Here is a 21,160-nt window from a genome sequence, read left to right as displayed (position 1 = left end):
ATGACAATCCAGCACGGCACAATCATGGGCGGCCTCTCCGCCGTGCCTGACTTAGCCCGCGCGATCACTGCCTATCGCGACGTCCTTCAGCTCGATCTGGTTGACCAGGGGGAGCTTCCCGCCGACCTTGCCGCCAGCTGGGATTGTCCTGCCAATGCAAGTTCGCCCTATGCTGTGCTTCGACCCAAGAGCGGCGCGCCGTGCTGGTTCAGACTGGTAGAGCAACCCGATCACCCCGATTTCAAACCCACTACCACCTATGGCTGGGCTGCGTTTGAAACCACGGTTGAAGATGTCTGGCACTGGCCAGAGGCGCTCCCGGCGGATCTGTTCGAAATCGTCGGTCCGCCCAAAGTGCTGGAGAACATGGAACCCGCTTTCATCCCGATGCAGGCTTTGGGGCCGGGGCGTGAAATGATCTACCTCAATCAGGTTCTTGGCAATATGCCTGAAACAGACCTGCCGCGTGCTGGCTCCCCGGTAGATAAGATATTCATTGTCGTGCTCGCTACGCCGAGCCGCGAGGAATCCATCGCGTGGTATACGCAAAGGCTGGGCCTGACACGGCGGGAGGATTACACTCTGCCCTATTCAATGATCAACACCGCCTTCGGACTGCCTCCCGAAACCCAGACCACGATCACAATGGTCAACAACGACCGGATGCCGATTGTCGAGGTTGATGACTACCCCGAAGCTGCGACCCCTCGTGCCCGGCACGAAGGGATGCTGCCGCCCGGCAATGCGATGGTCACATTGGCGGTCACCGCACTCGACGATTGCGACGTGGACTGGATTGCGCCTCCGCAAGCGCGTAAGGGACCACTTTACAAAGGCAGGCGCGCCGCGACCGCAATCGGTGTAGGCGGCGAGCTTGTTGAGTGTGTGGAGGTGGGGGCATGACCCTGTTTGCGTTCTATTGCCGCGATGGCGAAAATGGTGTGACCTTGCGCGAACGGCTGCTGGCCGATCACTTGGCGCATATCGAGGCGAACATTGACGACTATGCCATTGCTGGCCCGTTGAAAGACGGCGAGGAAACGGTCGGCTCTCTGGTGGTCATCAAAGCCGAAGATGAAGCAGAAGCGCGTGCCAAATTCGAAGCCGACCCCTATTATGCCGCCGGTGTGTGGCAATCGATCCGCGCCAGCCACTTTCTAGGCGTCGCGGGCGACTGGGTCGGAGGCGTGGCCTGGAAGATGTGAGCTGAGCCTAGTGCTCGCCTTTTTCCCAGCCCTTTGACGCCAAAGCTCTGTCTGCAAAGGTCTCAGGTTCCGCTTCAAGGCTGGTCGCTAGCGTGTCGTTCCAGCGGTTGAGGAAGCCGAACATCGCAATCACTGCCATTATCTCGACCTGTTCACGCGCGTCGTAGTGCTCGCTCAGCCGCTCGAAATGCGCGTCCGTCGCGGCATTGGGCTGACCGCCAGCAGCAAAGGCAAGCGTTAGAGCCGCGCGCTCGCCGTCGGAGAAGACTTCCGAAGTCTCGAAATCATAAAGCGCATCAATCTTGGCCTGATCGACGCCCTGTTCGATTGCGCCGTGGCCGGTATGCGCCTGGCAATAGCGGCATCCGGCAGACAGGCTTGCCGCATGACCGATCAACCGTTTGAAGCCATTATCCAACCGGCTCTGCCCATAGATCACCGCGACCATTCCCCGAAACGCCTCCAGCAGTTCGGGCCAATGCGCCATGGTAAGCACCGAATTGGGGATGTAGCCCATCATTCGGCGGGCGAATTCAGCGGATTCCTCCCCGCCCATAGCCTCGGCAGCGGCTTTGGGAGGAATACGCGTCACTCGAACGCCTCCAGCCCTGCGTCTGGTGCCTGATTGTCCATATCGCGCCACAGAAGCCAGCCTTCCGGTGGTGACCATTTGTAGACGAGGAAGGATCGGCCGGTAACGATTGTCGGCTCATTGGCTTCCGGTAAGGTGATCGCCATTCGGTAGAGCGAGGTGAGGTAGCCCATGTCGCCTACCACGGTGGTTTCTTCCGGGCTGATGTCGAAGTCGACGCTGGCGCCCATATTACCGAGCCGCTGGAGGAAGGCGACGATGTTGTCCGCGCCTTCGATCTTCTCCGTGCCGTGTGTCATCAGCACGGCGTCATCGGCGTAGAGTGCGCGGATCGCTTCCCACTCTCCGGCTTCATAGAGAGCCTCCCACTGCTCCGCCGCACTGATGAGTTGAGCGGCCTTTGCCTCGTTACTCTCGCCAACAAGCGAGCAGCTGCCTTGCACCCAGCGCAGGTTGATCCCGATCAGATCGGCATCGGGCGAGGCCCAGCTGTAGCTTTCAGCGCGGTCGGGATCGTCCTTGTGGACATAGAGCACGAAAGAAGGCCGGTTGCGGCTGCCCGCCGCCCAGGTGACATTGCGCAGGCGGAAGGTCACGTCGGGCGCTTCGCCATTGCCCGGGACGCTCACACGCCCGCCTTGATCGTGCAGCTCCAACCCGCGCGTGAAGGTCCAGTCGGCACTGCCATCCGCTTTGCCAGCGAATTTGCGAGCGGAGACCCAGCAAGTGAAGCGGCGCGCCTGCCGCAGTTCGCTGCCATCCACTTGCCATCCTGATCCGCTCTCGCGGCGGGATAGGCCGGGGATGGCCGCCTCGCTCCATTCGGTCTGGGCCTCGCCAAACGCATCAATGCTGCGCCAGCGCCCGTCTTGCGCGACTTCGTAGGCGTGGTCAGCTTGCGGTTCGCGGCCCTCTTCCTCGGCGAAATAGGCGTCCTCTACATTGGTCCAGATGCCGGGCGGAAGTTGCTCTTGCGCAAAGGCAGGAGAGCCAAGGGCGAGGGTGCTGACAGCAGCAGCGAGAGCCAGATTTTTCATTCCTCCTTGCCTAGACCAGCCCCGCATGGTTGAAAAGATGTCCAGACAAATTTGAGGCGGGTGAGAGATGATGAAGCACTTCGGTTGGATCGCAGCTTTGGCAATGACGATCAGCGCTCCAGCACTGGCGGATCACCACTCCCAACCCACCCCGCGTTCCGTCGTCGAGCGGGCGGTCAAGGCCCATGGTGGCGAGTTGTGGCTGGAGCCCAAAACCCTCGCCCTGTCCGGCACAGCTACCTTCTTCGAGCCGCAAACCGGCGCGGTGCGCGTCGTTGCGGACGACTACCAGATGTGGCGTGAGATGGATGCCGAGCGGACCTCCGCTCACGGGGCGTCGGGCAAGGTCCGCATCATCGCCAAAGCGGGCGAGCGGCTGATCTTTGAGGTTGGTTATGATGGCGAGACGACCTGGACCGAACGCGGGATCATGCCGCGCGAGCAGGCGGACGCTTACTGGGCAACGAATTTCGGCTTCGGCATTGTCCGGCAGGCTCTGGGTGAAGGCTTTGCGCTCTCTTTCGCTCCGCCGCGCGACATACTCGGGCGTCCGACCGACCTTGTTCGCATAACTGATCCGCAGGGTGCAGAAACGCTGTTCGGCTTCGACCGGGAAAGCGGCTTCATCACCTATCTCGCCTTCGACACACCGCGCGGCTTTCACGAACGGCTCTACGCCGACTTTGTGAGGCTGGAAAATGGCTGGGTGCAGGCGCGTTCCGTTACGCTGCTTTACGATGGCGTGATGAGCAATCGGGTTATGTGGACTGAAACGAGCGTGGGCGAACCGATTGACCAGGCGCTGTTCACGCCGCCCGAAAGCTAGCCCTTGATTACGCGCCCGGCGACCGCGTCGAGCTTGGTCAAAAGCTCGGGATCATGTTCGTCGGGCACCGTGATGACCGCGTTGTCGAGCGCCTTGTCGATGGGCGAGGCTTTGCGCGTCTTGGGCAGATTCTCGATGAATTTCAGCACGAACTCGCGGGCGAGCTGGCTGTTTTCCTGCATCTGCGCCACGACCTGCGCGACGCTGACCTCATCTCCGTCACGCCAGCAATCATAGTCGGTCGCCATGCCAACTAGCGCGTAGGGAAGCTCCGCCTCGCGGGCCAGCTTTGCCTCGGGCATTCCCGTCATGCCGATCACGTCCGCGCCCCAGGCACGGTACATATGGCTCTCGGCTCGGGTTGAGAATTGTGGGCCTTCCATAGCCAGATAGGTCGCGCCAGTGGCGACCTTGCCCTTGCATTCGGTGATCGCCTTGGCGGCATAACCGGATAAGCGCGAGCAAACCGGGTCAGCCATTGAAACATGAGTGACAAAGCCGCTTGAGAAGAAGGTCGAGGGGCGCCCCTTAGTGTTGTCGATAAACTGCTCGACCACGGCAAAGCGCCCCGGCTCGATCTCCTCACGCAGGGAACCCACCGCGGAGATCGCAAGAATATCGGTGCAGCCTGCGCGCTTCAACGCGTCAATATTGGCGCGCGAATTCAGGTCGCTGGGCGAGATTGGATGGCCGCGGCCATGGCGTGGCAGGAAGCGGACTTTGACCCCGGAAATCGTGCCGAACAGGATCTCATCAGAGGGTTCACCCCAAGGGCTGTCGATGAGCAGCCATTGCTGGTCCTCGATCCCCTCAATATCGTAAAGGCCAGAGCCCCCGATTATCCCGATACACCACTCTTTGGCCATAGAAGGCGCGCTGCTCCCGCTTGGTTGTTGGCTATTGCCTAGCTTTCAGTGGCCTTAGGTCAGGTTAATCCGCTCGGGCAAGACCTTGCGCACAAACCGCTCCGCTTTGGCATAGGGACCAGCGATGGAAGGGCGGGTGTGCATCGCCTCATAATGTGCCGCCAACGCAGGGTAGTCACTCAGCTGCATTTCAGCGACGAGGTCGATCTGCATCAAGACGCAAGTCAGCGCGAGGTCTGCGATGGAAAGCCTGCTTGCTACGCAGAACTCACCGCTCTCCAGTTCTGTGTTGAGAAAGCTGAGGATGGGCGGCAGATCATTGGCCCAAGTCGCGCGGGCCTTATCGACGTCGGGCTCTTTCCCGCTGGTGAGGTTGAAGAAGATCGGACGGAAGATGCCCAGACCGCCCGCCATTGCCAACGTCGTGTCAGCGTATTCCTCGATCATCAGCGCGCGGCCATGGTCAAAGGCGTCTGCCGGGTAGAGCGAGGGTTCAGGGTGCTTGCGATCAAGGTAAGCGCAGATCGCGGAGCTGTCGGCGATAGTGCCTGCGACGCCCTCTTCTGCAATTGAGCGGTCGCGCATCACCGGGATGCGCTTCATTGGCGAAATTGCGCGGAACCATTCGGGCGGATCGAAGACGTTCACTGCTTCGATGGTGAAGGGAACGCCCTTCTCGATACACACCGCCGCCGCCTTGCGTACAAAGGGCGAGATGGGGCTGCCGTACAGGATGATGTCGGGGTCGCTCATGCTTGAATTCTCCTCAGCAGCGTTCGTCCATAAACCGCGCGGGGCTGCGCGCAACCCGAATGCGGCTCGCTCCATCGTAGTTCCGTTGCAAATTCGAATTGATTTTTGGCTGCAAGACGCCAATTCTGGCACGTAACGCATTCGAATCTGAATTTGCGACGAGAGAGGAAACGACGATGGTCACCCAATACAAGAACCTGATCAACGGAGAGATGGTCGAAACCGGCGAGTGGCTTGATGTAGTCAATCCCGCCAATGAGGAGGTGATCGGCCAGGTTCCCGCATGCGGTGAAGCCGATCTCGACAAGGCTGTTGCCGCTGCGCGCGCCGCGTTCAAAACGTGGAAGAAAAGCACTTTTGAAGAGCGTCAGGCTGCCTGCATGGCAATCTCAGGGGCGATCAAGGAAAACGCCGATGAACTCTATCGCCTGCTTACCAGTGAACAGGGCAAGCCGCATGCGCAGGCCAAGGGCGAGATTTACGGCGCGGCCGGTATCTCCGCTGCGCAATCGACGCTGCAGCTCGAAGAGGAAATCATCGAGGACAGCGACACCCGCCTTCACCGCCACCGCCGTGTGCCGGTCGGTGTGGTCGGCGGGATCGTGCCGTGGAACTTCCCGGTCATGATGGCGGTCCAGAAGATCGTACCCGCGCTGATGAGCGGTTGCACGATTGTCCTGAAGCCTTCGCCCTTTACTCCGCTCACTACCCTGCGCGTGGCGGAGCTGATCGCGGACAAAGTGCCCGCTGGCACAGTCAACATCATCACCGGCGAAGACAGCCTTGGTCCCCTCATCACCGGTCATCCGGACATTGACAAGATCACCTTCACCGGCTCGACGGCGACGGGCAAGAAGATCATGGAGGGCGCGGCAGGCGACCTCAAACGCATCACTTTGGAGCTGGGCGGCAACGACGCCTCGATCGTGCTCCCCGACGCCGACCCTAAAAAGGTTGCCGAGCAGCTATTCTGGTCGAGCTTCCAGAATGCAGGCCAAGTCTGCATCGCAGCCAAGCGCGTCTACATTCACGAAGACATCTATGATGAGCTCTCAGCCGCGATTGCCGAATACGCGAAGAATGTTGTGGTCGGTGATGGCTCAGAGCAAGGCACCGGCGTCGGTCCGATCCAGAACAAGAAGCAGTATGAGCGCGTGCTCGAACTGATCCAGGACGCTAGGGACAATGGCTATAAGTTCCTGACCGGTGGGGACAAGGACCCGTCCGGCACCGGCTATTACGTCCCAATCACGATCCTCGACAACCCGCCCGAAGACGCGCGGATTGTGGCCGAGGAGCAGTTTGGCCCAGTCATGCCGCTGATGAAGTTCTCGTCCGAAGAGGAAGTGATCGAGCGAGCAAACAATTCCGAATACGGCCTCGCCGGAGCAGTCTGGACCGCGGATCCGGAGAAGGGCGTTGAAGTTGCCGAGCAGCTCGAAACCGGCACGGTATGGATCAACGAATTCATGCACCTGTCGCCCTTCGCGCCGTTCGGCGGACACAAGCAGTCGGGCTTTGGTGCGGAATATGGCAAGGAAGGCTTGAAGGAATTCACCTATCCTCAAGTAATCACTGTCAAAAAGGACAACGTCCCCGCTTAAGGCGGGTCGCAACTGACAGATAGGGGAAGACCATGAGCAATGGTAAAATGGTTACGTCGCGGCGCTCATTTGTGGGCATGGCGACTTTGCTGGGCGGCGTTAGCATCGCGGCTCCGTTGAGCGCGCAGAGCCTCGGCAATATTATGGGATCGGCCCGTAAGGTGGTCGATGCGGTGTCTTATTCGGACGAAGAGATGATGGTCTTTTTCGACCAGATGAGCGCCGAGATGGATGAGAACAATCCGCTCGCAGGTCCCGATGATCCCTATGGCCAGCGCCTTGCCGCTTTGTCGCAGGGACTCGATAGCTATGACGGGCTCGACCTCGACATTCAGGCCTATCTGGTCAGCGATGTAAATGCCTTTGCCATGGCCAACGGCACGATCCGCATTTTCGCAGGCCTCATGGACGAGTTCACCGATGACGAGGTACGCTATGTAATCGGGCACGAAATCGGCCACGTCCAGCGCGAGCACACTCGCAAGCGTATGGAAGGCGCGCTGCGCCGCGATGCCGCGATGAGCGTTGCAGGCACGGCAAGCGATAAGGTCGACCGCCTTGCTGACTCAGAGCTTGGCGAGTTCTTCGGCAACGTCATCAGCGCCCAGCACTCGCAAAAGCACGAGCGTGAGGCAGACGACTACGCCTTCGATTTCATGGAGGACAACGGCTACGACACCGCAGCCTGCGTGAGCGCGCTTGAGAAGCTCGATGGCATGGGCGGGAGCGACGCGGGTGGCCTCGCTGCGTGGACTGCGACCCATCCCAGCCCCAAGAGCCGCGCGCGCCGAATGCGTCGCAAGCTCGACTAGATCTGACGGGTACGCGTGGGGGACACCACACCTGACATGCTTCAAGAAGGGCTGGCCCGCGCAATGGCGCGAGCCGGCCTTTCTTCTATCCGGGGCCTAATGCGCCTAACCGGCGGCGCGACAATGGAGAGCTGGCGGTTCAAAGCGGATGGCGCGCCGCCTTTACCCCATCCCAACGGGCGTATCGAAGGCACCTATGTGCTGCGCCGTGCGCCCAGTCTCGACTTCATGAAGGACCGCCCTTTCGGTCACGATGTCGAGGCAGACATTGTCCGCGCAGCCAAGGCAGCGGGGGTAAGCGCTCCGGTGGTGGTTGCAGAGCTGGAGCCGGAGGACGGCATTGGATCGGGCTATGTGATGGAGGCGCTTCAAGGCACTCCCAACCCCAAGCAAATCCTTGAAACCGACGAGGCTGACCGGCTCGCAAGCGAATGCGCGTCGCAGCTTGCGAAGATCCACACGCTCACGCCTGCGGACCTGCCGGAATCGGTGCCTGTGATGAACACGCGCGAGGCCATCGCTGACCTCAAATCACAGTTCGAGGAAGCTGGCGGCGACCGGCCGATCATTGCGCTAGGCCTCAAATGGTTGGAAGACAATTGCCCGCCAGACGCTGCCGCCCCTGTGCTGGTCCACGGCGACTATCGCATGGGCAATCTGCTGGTGACGGATGATGGCTGGCTCACCGGCGTGCTTGATTGGGAGCTGGCGCATTTCGGCGACTATCACGAGGACTTGGCATTCGGCTGCATGGCGGTGTGGCGCTTCCACCGGTATGACCGGCCTGCATTGGGCCTCGCTGACCTCGACCACTACCTTGATGCCTATGAGGCGAATGGTGGGCGCACAGTTGATCGCGAGCGCTTTCGCTACTGGCTGATCCACCGAACCGTCTGGTGGGCGCTGGGGTGCCTGCGGATGGCGAAGATCTGGCGCTCAGGCGAGGACCGGATGCTGGAGCGTGTAGTGATCTCTCGCCGGACGAGCGAGCAGGAGCTAGACTTGCTGATGCTGTTGGAGGAGGATGCTCCCGAGGAGGAGCGAAGGCGGGAGCTGCCAGCATCTCACATCAATAGTTTCCCCACAGGTGAGGCGAGTTACGGGGAGATCGCGATTGCAGTCGGGGAGTGGTTGGAGACCATCAAGCACCAGATGGAAGGCCATGATAGGTTCCAGAACGCCGTGGCGCGTAACGCACTTGGGATCATTGCTCGCGAATGCGAAGTGACTGTCACCCGATCCGACCATTGGGCACCAGACTTTCTATCAGGAGAGCGCTCGCTGAATGATCCAGAATGGCTCTCAGTATTGCGCCGCGAAATCTTGGATATGGTTTCCGCTGACTCCCCCAAATACCCTGCCCTCGCTGTAGCGCGCGAGAACTGGACATGACCCGGCTTGCCGCGCCAGCGGTAAGCCCGCGCCCGTCCGCCCCCCCAATGTCTGTTGGGCCGGGCGCGCTTTGCGCACCCACCCGGACGGGCACTCAGTGACGTTTCTCCATGAGCGAGGAAGACTAAATGGACTTCGCAATCCCCGCCGACCTTCAAGCCTATCTCGACGAACTCGACGCCTTTATAGAGGCCGAGATCAAGCCGCTCGAGCAGCAGGACGACAACATCCGTTTCTTCGACCATCGCCGCGAACATGCGCGCACCGATTGGGACAAAGGCGGTCTGCCGCGCGAGGAATGGGAGGAGTTGCTCAAGGAAGCCACACGCCGCGCCGACGCCGCAGGTCATTGGCGCTTCTCCGCACCATCAAAGTATGGCGGCAAGGACGGTTCGAACCTTTGGATGGCGGTCATCCGCGAGCATTTTGCGAAGCAGGGCCTCGGCCTCCACAACGACCTCCAGAACGAGCACAGCATTGTGGGCAACTTCCCCTTCGTCGCGATGTTCGACCAATGGGGCACCGAGGAACAGAAAGAGGAGTTCATCCTCGGCGGCTTCGAGCGCACGCGCCGCGTTGCCTTTGGCCTCACTGAACCCGACCATGGCTCTGACGCCACCCATATGGAGACCACGGCGGTCCGCGAGACACGCGATGGCGTCGATGGCTGGCTCATTAATGGCGAAAAGATGTGGATCACCGGCATGCATGTCGCGACCCACTGCGCGATGTTTGCGCGCACCTCCGGCGATGCGGGGGATGCTAGCGGGATCACCTGCTTCCTCGTCCCCAACCCAACGCAGGGCCTCGAAATCGAGGAGTGGATGTGGACCTTCAACATGCCCACCGACCATCCGCGCCTGAGCGTCAAGGACGTGTGGGTGCCGCACTCAGCAATCCTTGGCGTCGAGGGGCGCGGCCTCGCGCTGGCTCAGAGTTTCGTCCATCAGAACCGCATCCGTCAGGCGGCAAGCTCCTGTGGTGCAGCGCAATTCTGCGTTGACGAGAGTGTCAAATATGCCCGCTCGCGCAAACCCTTCGGAGAGGCTTTGTCCAAGAACCAGGCGATCCAGTTTCCGCTGGTTGAGCTCGCGACCCAATGCGAAATGCTCCGCCTGCTCATCTTCAAGACCGCGTGGGAGATGGACAACATGCCGCACGAAGAGATTGAACGGACGATCTCCGACAAGGTCTCGATGTGCAATTACTGGGCGAACCGGCTGGTGTGCGAGGCAGCGGATCGCGCGATGCAGGTTCACGGCGGCATCGGCTATTCGCGCCACACTCCGTTCGAGCACATTTACCGCCACCACCGCCGCTATCGCATCACAGAGGGCTCTGAGGAGATCCAGATGCGCAAGGTGGGGGCGTATCTGTTCGGATATCTTGGCCCGAAGCGGGGAATGTACGACTAGGGCCTGTTCACCCCCTCCGCCGCCACCAGCTGGCGAGCAAGCTGCCGATCAGAACGTGCCAGACGGCCGAGATCGCTGCGGGGACAGGAGCGAGGGCGGCCTGGGTGGCGCTGGCGAATTGCGCTTGGAAAGCGGGTGTTTTTGCGAGGCCTGAGCCGAGGCCGGAGTTCTGCATTCCGACTTCGATGGCGATGGTGCGCTGCTCGCTCACCCCAAGACCGAGAAGCCGCGCCAGCACGAAGCCTAGGCCAAACCCAATCGCGTGGAGCAAGAAAGTCGCGATGAGCAATTGCCCCGCATGCTCAGCGATTTCCGCCTTGGCTCCGCCCACAATCCCTCCGACGATCAGGATCACCAAGATGATTGCGACCAGCGGCAGAAACCCGCTCACCGCTGCTGCTGCCCTCGGAAAAAGGCGGTTGAGCGCGGTGCCAAGCAATACCGGCACGAGCACAATCGCGACCATGTTGCGCAGCAGGTTCCAGCGGTCGATCTCGACATAGGCTCCCGCCAATTCGCCGGTCAGCACCGGCGTCAGAGCGACGGCGACGAGGGTCGAGGCCATCGTCATCGCCACCGACAGAGCCACATTTCCGCGCGCGAGATAGGCGACGATGTTCGACGCGGTTCCGCCCGGACAGCAGGCCACTAGGATCAGCCCAACGGCGAGGCCTTTCTCCAATCCCATCACGCTCGCAATCGCAAAGCCTGCGAGCGGCATGACGAGGAATTGCAGCGCGACGCCTGCGACCAAAGCTTTGGGCAGGCGGGCCAATCCGCGATAGTCGTCGAAGGTCAGCGTCAGGCCCATCGCCAGCATGATCAGGCCCAATGCCACCGACAAAAGCGGCTGGCCTGCGATGCGGAGGCTGCCGTCGGTCATCCAAGTGAAAGCGGGCGGGAAAAGCCACGCGAGCGCTACGCCGAGCACGGTCAGGACCGCAAAATTGTTGGTGATGGTGCGCAGCATTGGGGCTGTTCGGAGTCCTGAGTATCGGCGATTCGCGCTGTGAAATTAGAGTTTAGTTGATGAAGTACATCCGCAGGCCGTCTTTATTGAACGAAAGCGCGGTTCGGCACGGCCGACTAAGGATGAAAAGCGGCTCAGCAAAGCTAGCAAGCCTTTTCGATGTAGGAAAATGCCAATTTCGGCCTCAGCCGAACATCGGCCTATTCGCTCTCCAGCGCCTTCCTCAAATCCTTCAGAGCCTTGGCGCGCAATTGGTGCACCCTTGGCACGCTCACCTCCAGCACTTCGGCGATCTCGGTGAGGTTTAATTCCTCGACGAAGAACAATTGCAGGACCAGCTTCAGCCGGTCGGGCAGCTCTGTCATCGCGGCGACCAGCCTGTCGCGATCCTCTTGCCCGCAGAGCACTTCGAACGGGTCGGGATCGTCGCTGGCGAAGGCGGTGTTGGAATCGTCATATTCCTCGCTGATGGAGGTGACGGTGACCGCGCTGGCCTCAATCTCCAGCAGCTCTGTATCGCTCACGCCCAGCGCATCGGCGATCTGGCTGCGGCTGGGGTCTGAGCCGCTTGCCGCCTTCAGCTGATCGATGACTTCATTGTAGCGCGCGCGCTTTTTGCGGGCGGTGCGCGTGTCGTTCATCTGCTTGCGGATCTGATCGAACATCGCCCCGCGCACGCGGATTTTCGCATAGGCGGCAAAACCATCTTCGGTCGGGCCATTGTGCCGCTGCGCGCATTCCGTGAGCGCAACGATGCCCGCCTGGATCAGGTCTTCAACCTCCAGCCCCTCACGCCCGCCAGAGCCCGGATGGCCATAGATATGCCATGCCGCGCGGCGCACCATGGGGAGGAAACGGCGGACCCGGTCCTCCACCTCCTCACGCGAGGAACTGGCGTAAGGCTTTGCGCCAATTCCCTTTGCCATAAAGCTTTTGGGATCGTGCTTCATGCCACGAGCTCCTCTGGCTGAGATTCAGAATTCGAGCCGTTTGGTGCGGGCAGACCGGCTTGTTGCTGGAGGGGTTCCTCCGCGCCGATCACGCACACCACTTCGACCCCTTGGGTTGGGGGCAGTTCGTTGATCGAGAGCACCTGACATTGCCGCGCGCGCTGGCGCAGCAGGCTGGCGAGCGCGCGGCGCGCAGGGGGCTGGACGATCAGCGCGACCGGTCCGCCAACCTGCTCAATCGCGGCGTTCACACGCTCGATAATCATCGCCCCGCAATCCGGCTCAATCAGCGGTTGGCCAGTGCTGGGGTCAATCATCCCGCCCAGAATCGCGCTCTCAAGCGAAGCATCGAGGGTCACGACCATCAGCCGTTCGTGGGGCGAGCAAATCCGCGCAATCAGCCGCGCGCCAAGGTCGGCGCGGACGGCATCGACCAGCGCGTCAAATTCCTGATGCGACTGCAAGGCAAGGGCGAGGCTGGTGAGCAAAGGCTGCGGGTGCGCAAGGCCAATCCCGTCGCGGATCAGCGCGCGGAAAATGCGGGTGAGGGCTGGCAGGGTGAGCGGGTCTGGATGAACCGCTTCGATCAGCGCAGGCGCGCGGGTTTTCAGATCGTCGATCATCGCCTGCACTTCCTCTGGCCCCAGCAATTGGTCGGAACGGCTGAGCAATTCCTGATTGGCGTGGGTCGCGATGACGGTGCTGGGATCGACGCACATGAAGCCTTCGGCAATGGCGTGATCGCGCACCGGCTGGTCGATCCACAGCGCCGGGCAGCCAAAGCTGGGATCGGTAGTCGCTTCACCCACAACGCCGTGGCCCGCGCGCACTTCGCCCGTGTCGATGGCGAGCATCTTGGACGGGCGCACCATGCCGCTGGCGACAGGCAAGCCGCCAACCAGCACGCGATATTCGTTCGCCCCTGCATCGAGCGAATCGCGGATGCGGAACTGCGGCAGGACAAAGCCCAGATCGCGGCTCATCTGTTTGCGAATGCCCGTGATGCGTGTCATCAGCGGCGCGCCCTTGGCCTCGTCTACAAGGTGGACAAGGCCATAGCCCAGCTCAATCGTGACCAGCGTCTGGTCGGCGACATCCTCTATGTCGATATGGTCTGCGCCGCGCGGTTCTTCCTCGGGCTCTTCCTCTTGCGTTGTGGCCGTATTTGCGCGTTGGCGCAGGACCCACCATAGGCCGCCCGCAATGGCGGCGGCGGGCAGGAAGATCATTTGCGGCATGGCGGGAACAGCGCCGATGGCGGCTAGGATACCGGCGACCGGCAACCATCCGCGCGGGTCAGAAAACTGCCCGCCAATCTGGCCCGAAAGGTCGCGCGTATCTGCGACGCGAGTGACGATGGCGGCGGCTGCGATGGAGAGCAGCAGGGCTGGCACCTGCGCCACCAATGCGTCGCCCACGGCGAGCGTGATATACATCTCCCCTGCCTCGCCCGCAGAAAGGCCGTGGCTGATCATGCCCAGCGCAAATCCAGCGATGATGTTGACCCCAAGGATCAGCAAAGCGGCAATCGCATCACCCTTCACGAATTTCGATGCACCATCCATCGACCCGTAGAAATCCGCCTCCACCGTCACTTCGCGGCGGCGGGCGCGGGCTTCGTCTGCGGTAATAAGGCCGGCGGCAATATCGGCGTCGATCGCCATCTGCTTGCCCGGAAGCGCGTCGAGCACGAAGCGGGCGGAGACCTCTGACACGCGGCCTGCGCCCTTGGTGATGACGATCATGTTGATGATCAGCAGGATGCAGAAGACGAACAGGCCGACGGCAAAGTTCCCTCCGACCAGGAACTGGCCGAAGCTTTCAATAATCTCCCCCGCAGCCGCGCCGCCTTCATGGCCGCTGAGCAATACGATCCGCGTCGAGGCGACGTTGAGCGCGAGGCGCAGCAGGGTCGCGAACAGCAGGACGCTGGGGAAGGAGGAGAAATCGAGCGGGGTGCGCGCATTGAGCGCGACCATCAGCACCGCGACCGCAATCGCGATGTTGAGCACGAAGAACATATCGAGCAGCATGGGCGGGATGGGCAGCACCATCAGCACCAGCAGCGCTAGAATGCCCACGGGCAGCGCCAGCGTGGCGGGCATCCTCCGCATCTGCTCGATCAGCGAGGCCGGGTTGGCGGTGATCGCGTTCATAGGTCCCATCACAGACCCAGCGCTTTCAGCTGCTCATAGGCGCGCTGGATTTGCTCGGAGGATTGGCCAGAGACATCCCCTGTGCTGCCTGCGCCAAAGGTATTTTCAAGCACGCCCGACATGGAGCGTTCGCGTCCCGGCGCCCGGAGCGATAGTGGGGAGGCGGCCTCAATCGTGGGGCGATTGCGTCCTGTGACGGTTGGCGGGTTCAGCGGCCCGAACACCGCTTCATCCGCAATCATATAGGGCGGGCGTGTGGCGGCCAGATTGGTCGCGCCCGGCGGGGTGAGGCTCGCGGTGGTGTAGCTGGAGGGAGGGGCAAGATCGGCATAGTCGCGGGCGCGCTCCAGCTTGCCGGAGAGGTAATTCATCACCCCTTCAAGGCTGCGCGGCTGGCCATTGCGCTCGTAGAAGACGGGGCGGTTGGCAGCTGCGGGGCGGCGGAACAGCTCGGCCGCGTTTTGATTGGGGTCTTGTGCCATGGCCGACAGGAAGCGTCCTGCGCCTCCTGCGCCCAGGAAGTGTGCGAGGTAGAGTTCGCTGTGATCGGGCTGACGGCCAAGGATCGGGGCGAGATGCGCGCGGTTGTCCTCGGCAAGGCCTGCCGCCATCAGTGCTGCAATCTGCGGGTCACGGCGAAGGGCAAGGATCTCCTGCCGGGTGGCCGGGTCCGCGACATAGGCGTTGCCGCTTTGGCCCACGCTGATCTGTGCTGCGACATCGCCAAGGCCAAAGCGATCGCCATGGCGCTGCATGGTGTTCAGCCAAGTGCTCTCAATGAATTGGTAGAGCCCGGTCGCGCTGGAGGTGCGGGCCTTGGCATTGGGGTCCATCGCGGACTCGACCTGTGCCTGTGCGACCAGAAAGTCGAAATCGATCGTGGTCTGCTGGGCCGCTCCTGCGATGGCGCTGTAGACTTGGCCGTCCGCACGGTTGGCGCTGATCTGGCGCGCGGCGCCTTGCGGAGTGCCGGCAGCGTCAAAGGTGCGTGCGGCTTGCTCGAACGCGGCGCGCGCGGCTGCCTGCGGGACGGTTGATGATATCGCTTTGTGACTCACGGCGAAGGCCCTGCCTTGTCTTGCGTTGATCTCTCACGCTGGCGCACTGCGAAGCGCGCGCGGCGTGAGGAGAGTTAAGCAAGCGGCGTGCCAGAACCGTGTGGGACCGCCTGTCAGGCGATGGCGGCGGGGGTGGCCGTGTAAGCGGGCTTGGCTGATCCCAAAGCCTCCAACCGCGCCGCAACATTGGCCGCCAGCAGGTTGCGCACCCGGCGGTTCACATCGTTCAGCGCCTTGGCGGTCGTGACAAGGTCGCGCGTGTGCGGATCGAGATTGTCCGGCCCGACTGGCGCGAGCACATCGCACAATTCCTGTTTGATGCGCGCGGTCTCAAACAGTTCATCACTGTCCAGCCCGGCAAGCGCTTGCCGCTCCTGTTCCAGCACGGCAATCATCTGCCGCAGATTGCCGGTCAGGTCCGTGGTGGGCCGATCAGGGGTCATTGCTCAATTCCAAAGCTCACTTGCGCCGCGATCATCGCGTCGGCGATCTCGGTCGGGATCAGGGGATAGCTGCCATCCTGCAGCGCGCTCTTGATCTGCTGAACACGGTCAGTGTCGACCGGAGCCGACGACGTGTCGACGCTGGCATTCACTTCGAGCGAGACGCCCGACGCAGCGCCGGAGGCAGGAGCTCCGCCAGCGCCAGAAAGAGATGTTTTCGCAGACTGCGCTGCTGCACGGTCGGTGTCAGCCAGCGCCCGGGGGGCTGTGACAGCCTGCAATTTGCTGATTTCAATAGAGGGCATCATGCTTCTCCGGGGGTTTCTTCATTCCAGTTGAACGGCCAGCGTCCGGCTGGATTAAGGGGTACGAGCAAAAAATTTAGCTCGCCGGGATGACGGCAAGTCCGGGGCGTTCGATACGGGCCCGGATTGGCTCGGCGCCACGCTGGGTGCGCACCGCGATCCAGTCGCCCACAGCGCCTGCATCCATCGCCTCTGCCGATTGTTGAACGGAGAAGCCGCTGCCGCGCACCATGACGGTGATGGGATCGCCGCGCGATACGACGATCTGGTCTGCGGCCTGCTCTTGGGGGGCGGCCCGTGTGGCGATGAAAATGCGCCAGGATTGCGGGCCTGCGCACTCCACGCGGACAGTGGACTGCGCCCGCCCGTGCCAGGCGACATTGAGCGGCGTTGCACAAGCGGCGAGGCGCAGCCGCCGGTCAGCGGGCAGACGCGCGCCGCCCACTTCTCCGATCTGTGCGCCGGTAAACTCTGCCACCGCGCGGTCGATCGCCGCAGGCGGGGTGAAAGCCTGTTGGCTTTGCGCAGCGGGCGCCGATTGGGCCGAGGCGATAGCGGCGAAAAGCGGCATGCAAGCCACTCCAATCGCGCTTGCGAAAAGCCTGAGTTCAGACCGGGAGGAGCGGACAGGGGAACGGGTAAGGGACATTGCGACGGTTCCTTTCGAAGTGGCATGCATAAGCACGGCTGTGTCCCGAGAGTTTAAGCAAAGCGCGTGCCAGAATCGGACCAGCGCCTTCAATCACGCTCTCACGCCTATCGCTTTACCGCGCCCTGCTGCCTGTCCTCCTGCCGTGCGTTGCTCGTCATTCTGGGCCTAGGATTTTCCCGTGGTCTGCCCATAGAGCGACATTAAGCGCGTTGGCGTAGGCCCGCTGGCAGAACGATCCCGCACGAGTATCGAAGACCTATGTCCAGAACCAACACAGCCAAGATTATCGACCCGCAAACCGATTCCGTAATCGCCGCCGCTCCTCCCATGCAAAGCCGCGCCCGTCAGGCCCGCAAGGAATTGCTGGAGCGGATTGGCGAGTTCGTCATGAAGCACGATCTCAATGTCACCGGCATCAATCTGGCGGCGATTGGTTCTGCCCTGTCCGGCACCAATTCTGCGCTCGCCAAAGCCTTTGTGGCGCGGGAGATTTCGGGCGAGCCAATTGATCAGCGTTGGCTGGATAAGGTCGTGCGGCTCGACCCGGAAGCCGGTGAGCGCGCCAACGAACTTGAAAAGCTGATGGACAAGATGGAGGCCTCGCTTCAGCGTTTTGCCCAATCGGCCCAGTCAGCGGTCGACACCACCACTGAACAACGCGGCGCCCTGGGTGAGCAGATCGAAGCGTTGGAAAGCAGTGTCACGCAGGAATCCGGACCGATTGAGATGGGCCGGGTGATCGAACTCTCGCACGCCATGCTTGAACGGATCAGCCAAGTCGAAAAGGCTATGGCGCAAAGCCAGGCGGAAATCGATGAGCTGCGTGAGAATCTTGAGGAAGCGCGGATCGAAGCAGATGTCGATCACCTTACAAAGCTTCCCAATCGGCGCGCATTTGAGCGCCATTTGTCGTCTTGCGCTGAGCAGGCGCAGGCCAAGAGCCTGCCGCTTTGCGTTGCCTTTTGCGACATCGACCATTTCAAGGCGATCAATGACACGCACGGCCACGAAGCCGGCGACCGCGTCCTTAAAGCCATTGCGGCTCTGTTCAAACGCCATTGCAGCAATCACTGTTTTGTCGCGCGCCATGGCGGGGAGGAATTTGTGCTGCTGTTCTTCGGGCTCGACAAGGATACGACTTGGCGCAAGCTCGACGGGATGCGGCGTGAGCAGGCCTCCAAGCAGCTGTTCAACCGCGATACGGGCAAGTCGTTTGGCAAGATCACATTCTCTGGCGGAATCGCTCAGGTCGACAATCCTAAGGACGCACGCGATGCTCTGCGCCGCGCGGATGAGGCGCTCTACAAAGCCAAATCAGAAGGGCGCAATCAGATCGTGACCGGCGAAGACCGCACCCCCGATGCTGACAATGACACTTCCGCCAAGGATGATGGCGAGGCATCGTCTGAAGAGAAGCCGTCAACTGAAGAGCGCCGTTCCGGTGACGACCGGCGCGTGCGTCACTCTGCCAATGGCGGCTGAGGCGCGTCGTAGGCAAGGCTCGCATGGACATCGCTGGTCGCGCCCTCGGCGATGATGACCCGCACGGCAAAGCCCTGATCTGACGCGCTTTGCGCCAGGTCTTGCGCTTCCTGCCAAAGCGCCTCGCGCTCGCCTTGCGAATAGCGAACAAACACGGTCACAGTGGCCCGCCTGTCCTGCGGCCTTTCAGCCAACCATTCCGTCAGGCTTGGCCCGCCGGGATTTGGCCGGAAAAGGGCCTGCGACGGCGCGACCTTCGCACCTTGCGCGAAGTCTGCGCCGCTTGCGAGCAAGGCATTGGCGCGGTCGTTGATCTCCTCCTCATAGGCCAAAGCGGACAGGGTGACGAGGAACAGGATCAGAGCCAGATCGGCCAAAATCAGCTGCCATGTCGGAACTGCGGATCCAAAACGGGTCATCATGCAACGTCTTTCAAGCTTGGCTGAGCCGCTGATGTCGGGATCGGGGCGTTGCGCAAGTCGTGGCGGCCTGACAGCTCGGCCTCGAACCAATCGAGCAGGCTGGCCCGCGCCATTTCCTCTTTCTCACCGCGCCGCTCAATCGCGCGCGAGAGGGGGAGGTAGACCAGATGCGCGCTCAAGACGCCGTACATGGATGATAGCACCGCTGTTGCGACCGCTGCCATAGTCGTCTCCGCCGTGCTGACGCCTGCGGATGGCGAAAGCTGGGTGATCGCAAACAAAGTGCCGACCAGGCCGAAGATGGGGGCGAGCTCGCCAGCGCTCTCAAACGCGCGGCGTCCGCGATTGCAGGCATATTCGCGCAAGGAACGCTGCGCTTTGGCAGCCTTGCGCAAATGCTCGATGGAGCCGGTTGCGAGATAGGCTTGCAACAAGCGCGCAGTGGTACGGTCGGGGGGTAGTGGCAGGTCCGCGCATAGCAGGCCGCGCTCTTGGATGACGCGGGAGCAGCGGGCGAGGGCGGCGCGATTGGCATTCGTGTCGAAGCCGGGCGCGCTGAGACTGGCCAGGGCAGCCAGCGCCGCCTTGGTGTCGCTCCACCCGCAGCGCGCAAAGGTGGCGAGCAGCGTGCCCACGGTCACGATGACCAGCGCGTCGAGGTCCAAAAGGGCCGCAGCCTGACTCATCATCCCCGCCTCATCATCCCTGCCTCAAAATCCCTGCGTCATCATCATCGCCTCGTCTCACCTCAATATCCCGCGCGCGCGTAGGTGCGAGACAAGGCTGCACGACTGAGAACGTCCGCGAGGCGCGCGGATTAAGGGGGGCGGCAGCGGCAAATGTTGGCAGGGCTTTGCCGCTGCTGGCTGCATCCCATTGCCGGATTTGCGCCCATCCACCCCGATACGCGCTCTCACTCAGGAGGCTTGCGGGGGCATGCGACGCTTCAGCGCGAGTTTGGCACGGTTGCTGCAATCTCCCCACCAACGAGTTCAACACGGTCATCGGATCGCAAGTTTAAGGCCCTCCTGCCCGTGTCGAGGAGTGCCACCAGGAGCTGAGCACAATGAGCGAGCAGATCTTTGGCATTCACGGAGCCGCGCTGGAATTGCGCTCAAAGCGCATGGGCGTGCTCGCGTCGAACATCGCGAACGCAGCGACGCCCGGATATAAGGCGCGCGACATCGACTTTAACGCAGCGCTTGATGCGCGGCTTGAGCAAGGGCGCGGTACGGCTGCAACGCTTGGCGAGCCAGAGCTGCTCTACCGCCAGACGACCATGCCCTCGCTTGACGGCAACACGGTGGAGCTGGCGCGCGAACAGGTCGCCTTTGCGGAAAATGCGCTGCAATATTCGGCCACGCTCAGCTTCGTGCAGGGCAAGGTCAACACCATCACCCGCGCGCTGAAGGGGGAGTGATGGATGTCTGACGCCAATTCCCGCCTGACCCTGTTCTCGATGAGCCAGCGCGCCATGTCCGCGCAGCTGGTGCGGATGAATGCCGCGACCTCGAACCTCGCCAATTCCGGCTCCGTTTCGAGCACTGAAGAAGGCGCCTATCGCCCGATCCGCGCTGTGTTTCGCAGCGAGCTCGAACGCGCCTCGGGACTGTCGGAGCTGAGTAGCGGCGGCTTGGTCCAGTCCAATGAGGCGCCCGTGAAACGCTATGCCCCCGACCACCCGCTCGCCGATGAAACCGGTCACATCTTCGAAACCAGCGTCGATGAGAGCACCGAGATGATCGAGATCATGGAAAGCGCGCGCCAGTACCAGAACATGGTGCAGGCGCTGCAGACCGCCAAGCAGCTGATGCTGGAAACCCTCAGGAGCAATTGATCATGACTGTTACATCCGCCACCGGCACGACGCCGATTTCGCCTGAAGTTCAGGACGCGCTTGATCGCATCAACGCGCCCTCCACCATTGTCCGCGAGAGCGCGGCGGCGCGGCTGGATTCGGCTGATTTCCTGCGCCTGATGACCGCCCAGCTTGCGAACCAGGACCCGCTCGACCCGCAAAGCAATGAAGAGATGGTCGCCCAGCTCGCGCAATTCTCCACGCTGGAGAATGAAACCGCATCGCGAGCGAGCCTAGAGGAAATCTCGCTCAAACTCGACGCCCTGATCGAAGCGCAAGAGGCCGCTGCTGCCGCCGCGCAATCGGCTGCCGAAGCCGCCGCCGCGGCCTCTGAAGCGAGCGCCATCGCTGCAATCACCTGA

24 protein-coding genes are annotated in these 21,160 nt (G+C 61.9%); 11 read left to right on the top strand and 13 right to left on the bottom strand.

Features of this window, described 5'->3' with window-relative positions; all coding sequences use genetic code 11:
* Together AC0V6X_RS11695 and AC0V6X_RS11690 are read left to right on the top strand one after the other, a co-directional pair.
* The gene (locus tag AC0V6X_RS11695; RefSeq protein ID WP_486184718.1) at window positions 1-903 is read left to right on the top strand and encodes a VOC family protein; all 903 of its coding nucleotides are present in this window, start codon (window positions 1-3) and stop codon (window positions 901-903) included.
* A complete protein-coding gene (locus tag AC0V6X_RS11690) occupies window positions 900-1,205 on the top strand; it encodes a YciI family protein (RefSeq protein WP_486184717.1) in 306 nt (101 codons plus the stop codon). The genes AC0V6X_RS11695 and AC0V6X_RS11690 overlap by 4 nt, the downstream gene beginning before the upstream one ends.
* A 7-nt stretch (window positions 1,206-1,212) precedes the next feature.
* Here AC0V6X_RS11690 and AC0V6X_RS11685 read toward each other — a convergent pair whose 3' ends face one another.
* A complete protein-coding gene (locus tag AC0V6X_RS11685; RefSeq protein ID WP_486184716.1) occupies window positions 1,213-1,797 on the bottom strand; it encodes a carboxymuconolactone decarboxylase family protein in 585 nt (194 codons plus the stop codon).
* Complete coding sequence (locus tag AC0V6X_RS11680) at window positions 1,794-2,834, bottom strand: YybH family protein (RefSeq protein ID WP_486184715.1); 1,041 nt, start codon at window positions 2,832-2,834, stop codon at window positions 1,794-1,796. The genes AC0V6X_RS11685 and AC0V6X_RS11680 overlap by 4 nt, the downstream gene beginning before the upstream one ends.
* Before the next feature lie 67 nt (window positions 2,835-2,901).
* Here AC0V6X_RS11680 and AC0V6X_RS11675 point away from each other — a divergent pair, with 67 nt between their 5' ends.
* The gene (locus AC0V6X_RS11675; protein WP_486184714.1) at window positions 2,902-3,660 is read left to right on the top strand and encodes a hypothetical protein; all 759 of its coding nucleotides are present in this window, start codon (window positions 2,902-2,904) and stop codon (window positions 3,658-3,660) included.
* On the opposite strand, the gene mtnP is transcribed toward AC0V6X_RS11675, so the two are convergent.
* Window positions 3,657-4,526 (bottom strand): S-methyl-5'-thioadenosine phosphorylase, encoded by an 870-nt coding sequence (mtnP, locus tag AC0V6X_RS11670; protein ID WP_486184713.1) that lies wholly within the window; start codon window positions 4,524-4,526, stop codon window positions 3,657-3,659. The genes AC0V6X_RS11675 and mtnP overlap by 4 nt on opposite strands.
* A 54-nt stretch (window positions 4,527-4,580) precedes the next feature.
* Window positions 4,581-5,279, bottom strand: a complete 699-nt coding sequence (locus AC0V6X_RS11665; RefSeq protein WP_486184712.1) for a glutathione S-transferase family protein — start codon at window positions 5,277-5,279, stop codon at window positions 4,581-4,583.
* A 176-nt stretch (window positions 5,280-5,455) separates the two neighbouring features.
* Here AC0V6X_RS11665 and AC0V6X_RS11660 point away from each other — a divergent pair, with 176 nt between their 5' ends.
* The 4 genes from AC0V6X_RS11660 (at window position 5,456) to AC0V6X_RS11645 (ending at window position 10,502) form a co-directional block, all read left to right on the top strand.
* Complete coding sequence (locus AC0V6X_RS11660; RefSeq protein ID WP_486184711.1) at window positions 5,456-6,883, top strand: aldehyde dehydrogenase family protein; 1,428 nt, start codon at window positions 5,456-5,458, stop codon at window positions 6,881-6,883.
* A gap of 32 nt (window positions 6,884-6,915) precedes the next feature.
* Window positions 6,916-7,695: a M48 family metalloprotease gene (locus AC0V6X_RS11655; RefSeq protein WP_486184710.1), complete on the top strand. Its 780-nt coding sequence runs from the start codon at window positions 6,916-6,918 to the stop codon at window positions 7,693-7,695.
* A 63-nt stretch (window positions 7,696-7,758) separates the two neighbouring features.
* Window positions 7,759-9,087, top strand: coding sequence for a phosphotransferase family protein (locus AC0V6X_RS11650; protein ID WP_486184709.1), 1,329 nt, complete (start codon window positions 7,759-7,761; stop codon window positions 9,085-9,087).
* A gap of 128 nt (window positions 9,088-9,215) precedes the next feature.
* The gene (locus tag AC0V6X_RS11645) at window positions 9,216-10,502 is read left to right on the top strand and encodes an acyl-CoA dehydrogenase family protein (protein WP_486184708.1); all 1,287 of its coding nucleotides are present in this window, start codon (window positions 9,216-9,218) and stop codon (window positions 10,500-10,502) included.
* Window positions 10,503-10,509: 7 nt separating this feature from the next.
* Here the strand turns inward: AC0V6X_RS11645 and AC0V6X_RS11640 are convergent, their stop codons facing one another.
* The 7 genes from AC0V6X_RS11640 to AC0V6X_RS11610 form a co-directional block, all read right to left on the bottom strand.
* The gene (locus tag AC0V6X_RS11640; RefSeq protein WP_486184707.1) at window positions 10,510-11,472 is read right to left on the bottom strand and encodes a bile acid:sodium symporter family protein; all 963 of its coding nucleotides are present in this window, start codon (window positions 11,470-11,472) and stop codon (window positions 10,510-10,512) included.
* A gap of 200 nt (window positions 11,473-11,672) precedes the next feature.
* The gene (locus AC0V6X_RS11635; RefSeq protein WP_486184706.1) at window positions 11,673-12,422 is read right to left on the bottom strand and encodes a sigma-70 family RNA polymerase sigma factor; all 750 of its coding nucleotides are present in this window, start codon (window positions 12,420-12,422) and stop codon (window positions 11,673-11,675) included.
* Window positions 12,419-14,578 (bottom strand): flagellar biosynthesis protein FlhA, encoded by a 2,160-nt coding sequence (locus tag AC0V6X_RS11630; protein WP_486185577.1) that lies wholly within the window; start codon window positions 14,576-14,578, stop codon window positions 12,419-12,421. The genes AC0V6X_RS11635 and AC0V6X_RS11630 overlap by 4 nt, the downstream gene beginning before the upstream one ends.
* Window positions 14,579-14,586: 8 nt before the next feature.
* The gene (locus AC0V6X_RS11625; protein WP_486184705.1) at window positions 14,587-15,636 is read right to left on the bottom strand and encodes a transglycosylase SLT domain-containing protein; all 1,050 of its coding nucleotides are present in this window, start codon (window positions 15,634-15,636) and stop codon (window positions 14,587-14,589) included.
* Window positions 15,637-15,749: 113 nt separating this feature from the next.
* Window positions 15,750-16,079, bottom strand: a complete 330-nt coding sequence (locus AC0V6X_RS11620) for a flagellar protein FlgN (protein ID WP_486184704.1) — start codon at window positions 16,077-16,079, stop codon at window positions 15,750-15,752.
* Window positions 16,076-16,384 carry a flagellar biosynthesis anti-sigma factor FlgM gene (locus AC0V6X_RS11615; RefSeq protein ID WP_486184703.1) on the bottom strand — a complete coding sequence of 103 codons (309 nt, stop codon included), beginning with the start codon at window positions 16,382-16,384 and terminating at the stop codon, window positions 16,076-16,078. Before AC0V6X_RS11615 ends, AC0V6X_RS11620 begins: the two co-directional genes overlap by 4 nt.
* Window positions 16,385-16,460: 76 nt before the next feature.
* Complete coding sequence (locus AC0V6X_RS11610) at window positions 16,461-16,955, bottom strand: flagella basal body P-ring formation protein FlgA (protein WP_486184702.1); 495 nt, start codon at window positions 16,953-16,955, stop codon at window positions 16,461-16,463.
* A gap of 339 nt (window positions 16,956-17,294) precedes the next feature.
* Here AC0V6X_RS11610 and AC0V6X_RS11605 point away from each other — a divergent pair, with 339 nt between their 5' ends.
* Window positions 17,295-18,518 (top strand): GGDEF domain-containing protein, encoded by a 1,224-nt coding sequence (locus AC0V6X_RS11605; protein ID WP_486184701.1) that lies wholly within the window; start codon window positions 17,295-17,297, stop codon window positions 18,516-18,518.
* Here the strand turns inward: AC0V6X_RS11605 and AC0V6X_RS11600 are convergent.
* Together AC0V6X_RS11600 and AC0V6X_RS11595 are read right to left on the bottom strand one after the other, a co-directional pair.
* Window positions 18,497-18,937 (bottom strand): hypothetical protein, encoded by a 441-nt coding sequence (locus AC0V6X_RS11600; RefSeq protein ID WP_486184700.1) that lies wholly within the window; start codon window positions 18,935-18,937, stop codon window positions 18,497-18,499. The two genes, AC0V6X_RS11605 and AC0V6X_RS11600, sit on opposite strands and share 22 nt — an antisense overlap.
* Window positions 18,937-19,626, bottom strand: a complete 690-nt coding sequence (locus tag AC0V6X_RS11595) for a MotA/TolQ/ExbB proton channel family protein (protein WP_486184699.1) — start codon at window positions 19,624-19,626, stop codon at window positions 18,937-18,939. Before AC0V6X_RS11595 ends, AC0V6X_RS11600 begins: the two co-directional genes overlap by 1 nt.
* A 380-nt stretch (window positions 19,627-20,006) precedes the next feature.
* Here AC0V6X_RS11595 and flgB point away from each other — a divergent pair, with 380 nt between their 5' ends.
* From flgB to AC0V6X_RS11580, 3 genes are read left to right on the top strand one after another with little or no spacing between them, the layout of a single operon-like run.
* Entirely contained in the window at window positions 20,007-20,360 is a 354-nt protein-coding gene (gene flgB / locus AC0V6X_RS11590) for a flagellar basal body rod protein FlgB (protein WP_486184698.1), read from the top strand.
* A 3-nt stretch (window positions 20,361-20,363) separates the two neighbouring features.
* A complete protein-coding gene (gene flgC, locus AC0V6X_RS11585) occupies window positions 20,364-20,777 on the top strand; it encodes a flagellar basal body rod protein FlgC (RefSeq protein WP_486184697.1) in 414 nt (137 codons plus the stop codon).
* Between the two features lie 2 nt (window positions 20,778-20,779).
* Window positions 20,780-21,160, top strand: coding sequence for a flagellar hook assembly protein FlgD (locus AC0V6X_RS11580; RefSeq protein ID WP_486184696.1), 381 nt, complete (start codon window positions 20,780-20,782; stop codon window positions 21,158-21,160).

The sequence above is a fragment of the Erythrobacter sp. S267 genome (assembly GCF_057365045.1).
This window is presented reverse-complemented; position numbering and strand designations above follow the sequence as displayed.

Excerpts from the sequence above, each read along its gene's own strand:
- AC0V6X_RS11655 (WP_486184710.1), top strand. The coding sequence starts at position 6,916 with ATGAGCAATGGTAAAATGGTTACGTCGCGGCGCTCATTTGTGGGCATG.
- AC0V6X_RS11640 (WP_486184707.1), bottom strand. The coding sequence starts at position 11,472 with ATGCTGCGCACCATCACCAACAATTTTGCGGTCCTGACCGTGCTCGGC.
- AC0V6X_RS11650 (WP_486184709.1), top strand. The coding sequence starts at position 7,759 with ATGGCGCGAGCCGGCCTTTCTTCTATCCGGGGCCTAATGCGCCTAACC.
- AC0V6X_RS11620 (WP_486184704.1), bottom strand. The coding sequence starts at position 16,079 with ATGACCCCTGATCGGCCCACCACGGACCTGACCGGCAATCTGCGGCAG.
- mtnP (WP_486184713.1), bottom strand. The coding sequence starts at position 4,526 with ATGGCCAAAGAGTGGTGTATCGGGATAATCGGGGGCTCTGGCCTTTAC.
- AC0V6X_RS11660 (WP_486184711.1), top strand. The coding sequence starts at position 5,456 with ATGGTCACCCAATACAAGAACCTGATCAACGGAGAGATGGTCGAAACC.
- AC0V6X_RS11605 (WP_486184701.1), top strand. The coding sequence starts at position 17,295 with ATGTCCAGAACCAACACAGCCAAGATTATCGACCCGCAAACCGATTCC.
- AC0V6X_RS11645 (WP_486184708.1), top strand. The coding sequence starts at position 9,216 with ATGGACTTCGCAATCCCCGCCGACCTTCAAGCCTATCTCGACGAACTC.
- AC0V6X_RS11610 (WP_486184702.1), bottom strand. The coding sequence starts at position 16,955 with ATGCCGCTTTTCGCCGCTATCGCCTCGGCCCAATCGGCGCCCGCTGCG.
- flgB (WP_486184698.1), top strand. The coding sequence starts at position 20,007 with ATGAGCGAGCAGATCTTTGGCATTCACGGAGCCGCGCTGGAATTGCGC.
- AC0V6X_RS11615 (WP_486184703.1), bottom strand. The coding sequence starts at position 16,384 with ATGCCCTCTATTGAAATCAGCAAATTGCAGGCTGTCACAGCCCCCCGG.
- AC0V6X_RS11695 (WP_486184718.1), top strand. The coding sequence starts at position 1 with ATGACAATCCAGCACGGCACAATCATGGGCGGCCTCTCCGCCGTGCCT.
- AC0V6X_RS11635 (WP_486184706.1), bottom strand. The coding sequence starts at position 12,422 with ATGAAGCACGATCCCAAAAGCTTTATGGCAAAGGGAATTGGCGCAAAG.
- AC0V6X_RS11630 (WP_486185577.1), bottom strand. The coding sequence starts at position 14,578 with ATGAACGCGATCACCGCCAACCCGGCCTCGCTGATCGAGCAGATGCGG.
- AC0V6X_RS11600 (WP_486184700.1), bottom strand. The coding sequence starts at position 18,937 with ATGACCCGTTTTGGATCCGCAGTTCCGACATGGCAGCTGATTTTGGCC.
- AC0V6X_RS11665 (WP_486184712.1), bottom strand. The coding sequence starts at position 5,279 with ATGAGCGACCCCGACATCATCCTGTACGGCAGCCCCATCTCGCCCTTT.
- AC0V6X_RS11595 (WP_486184699.1), bottom strand. The coding sequence starts at position 19,626 with ATGAGTCAGGCTGCGGCCCTTTTGGACCTCGACGCGCTGGTCATCGTG.
- AC0V6X_RS11580 (WP_486184696.1), top strand. The coding sequence starts at position 20,780 with ATGACTGTTACATCCGCCACCGGCACGACGCCGATTTCGCCTGAAGTT.
- flgC (WP_486184697.1), top strand. The coding sequence starts at position 20,364 with ATGTCTGACGCCAATTCCCGCCTGACCCTGTTCTCGATGAGCCAGCGC.
- AC0V6X_RS11680 (WP_486184715.1), bottom strand. The coding sequence starts at position 2,834 with ATGAAAAATCTGGCTCTCGCTGCTGCTGTCAGCACCCTCGCCCTTGGC.
- AC0V6X_RS11675 (WP_486184714.1), top strand. The coding sequence starts at position 2,902 with ATGATGAAGCACTTCGGTTGGATCGCAGCTTTGGCAATGACGATCAGC.
- AC0V6X_RS11690 (WP_486184717.1), top strand. The coding sequence starts at position 900 with ATGACCCTGTTTGCGTTCTATTGCCGCGATGGCGAAAATGGTGTGACC.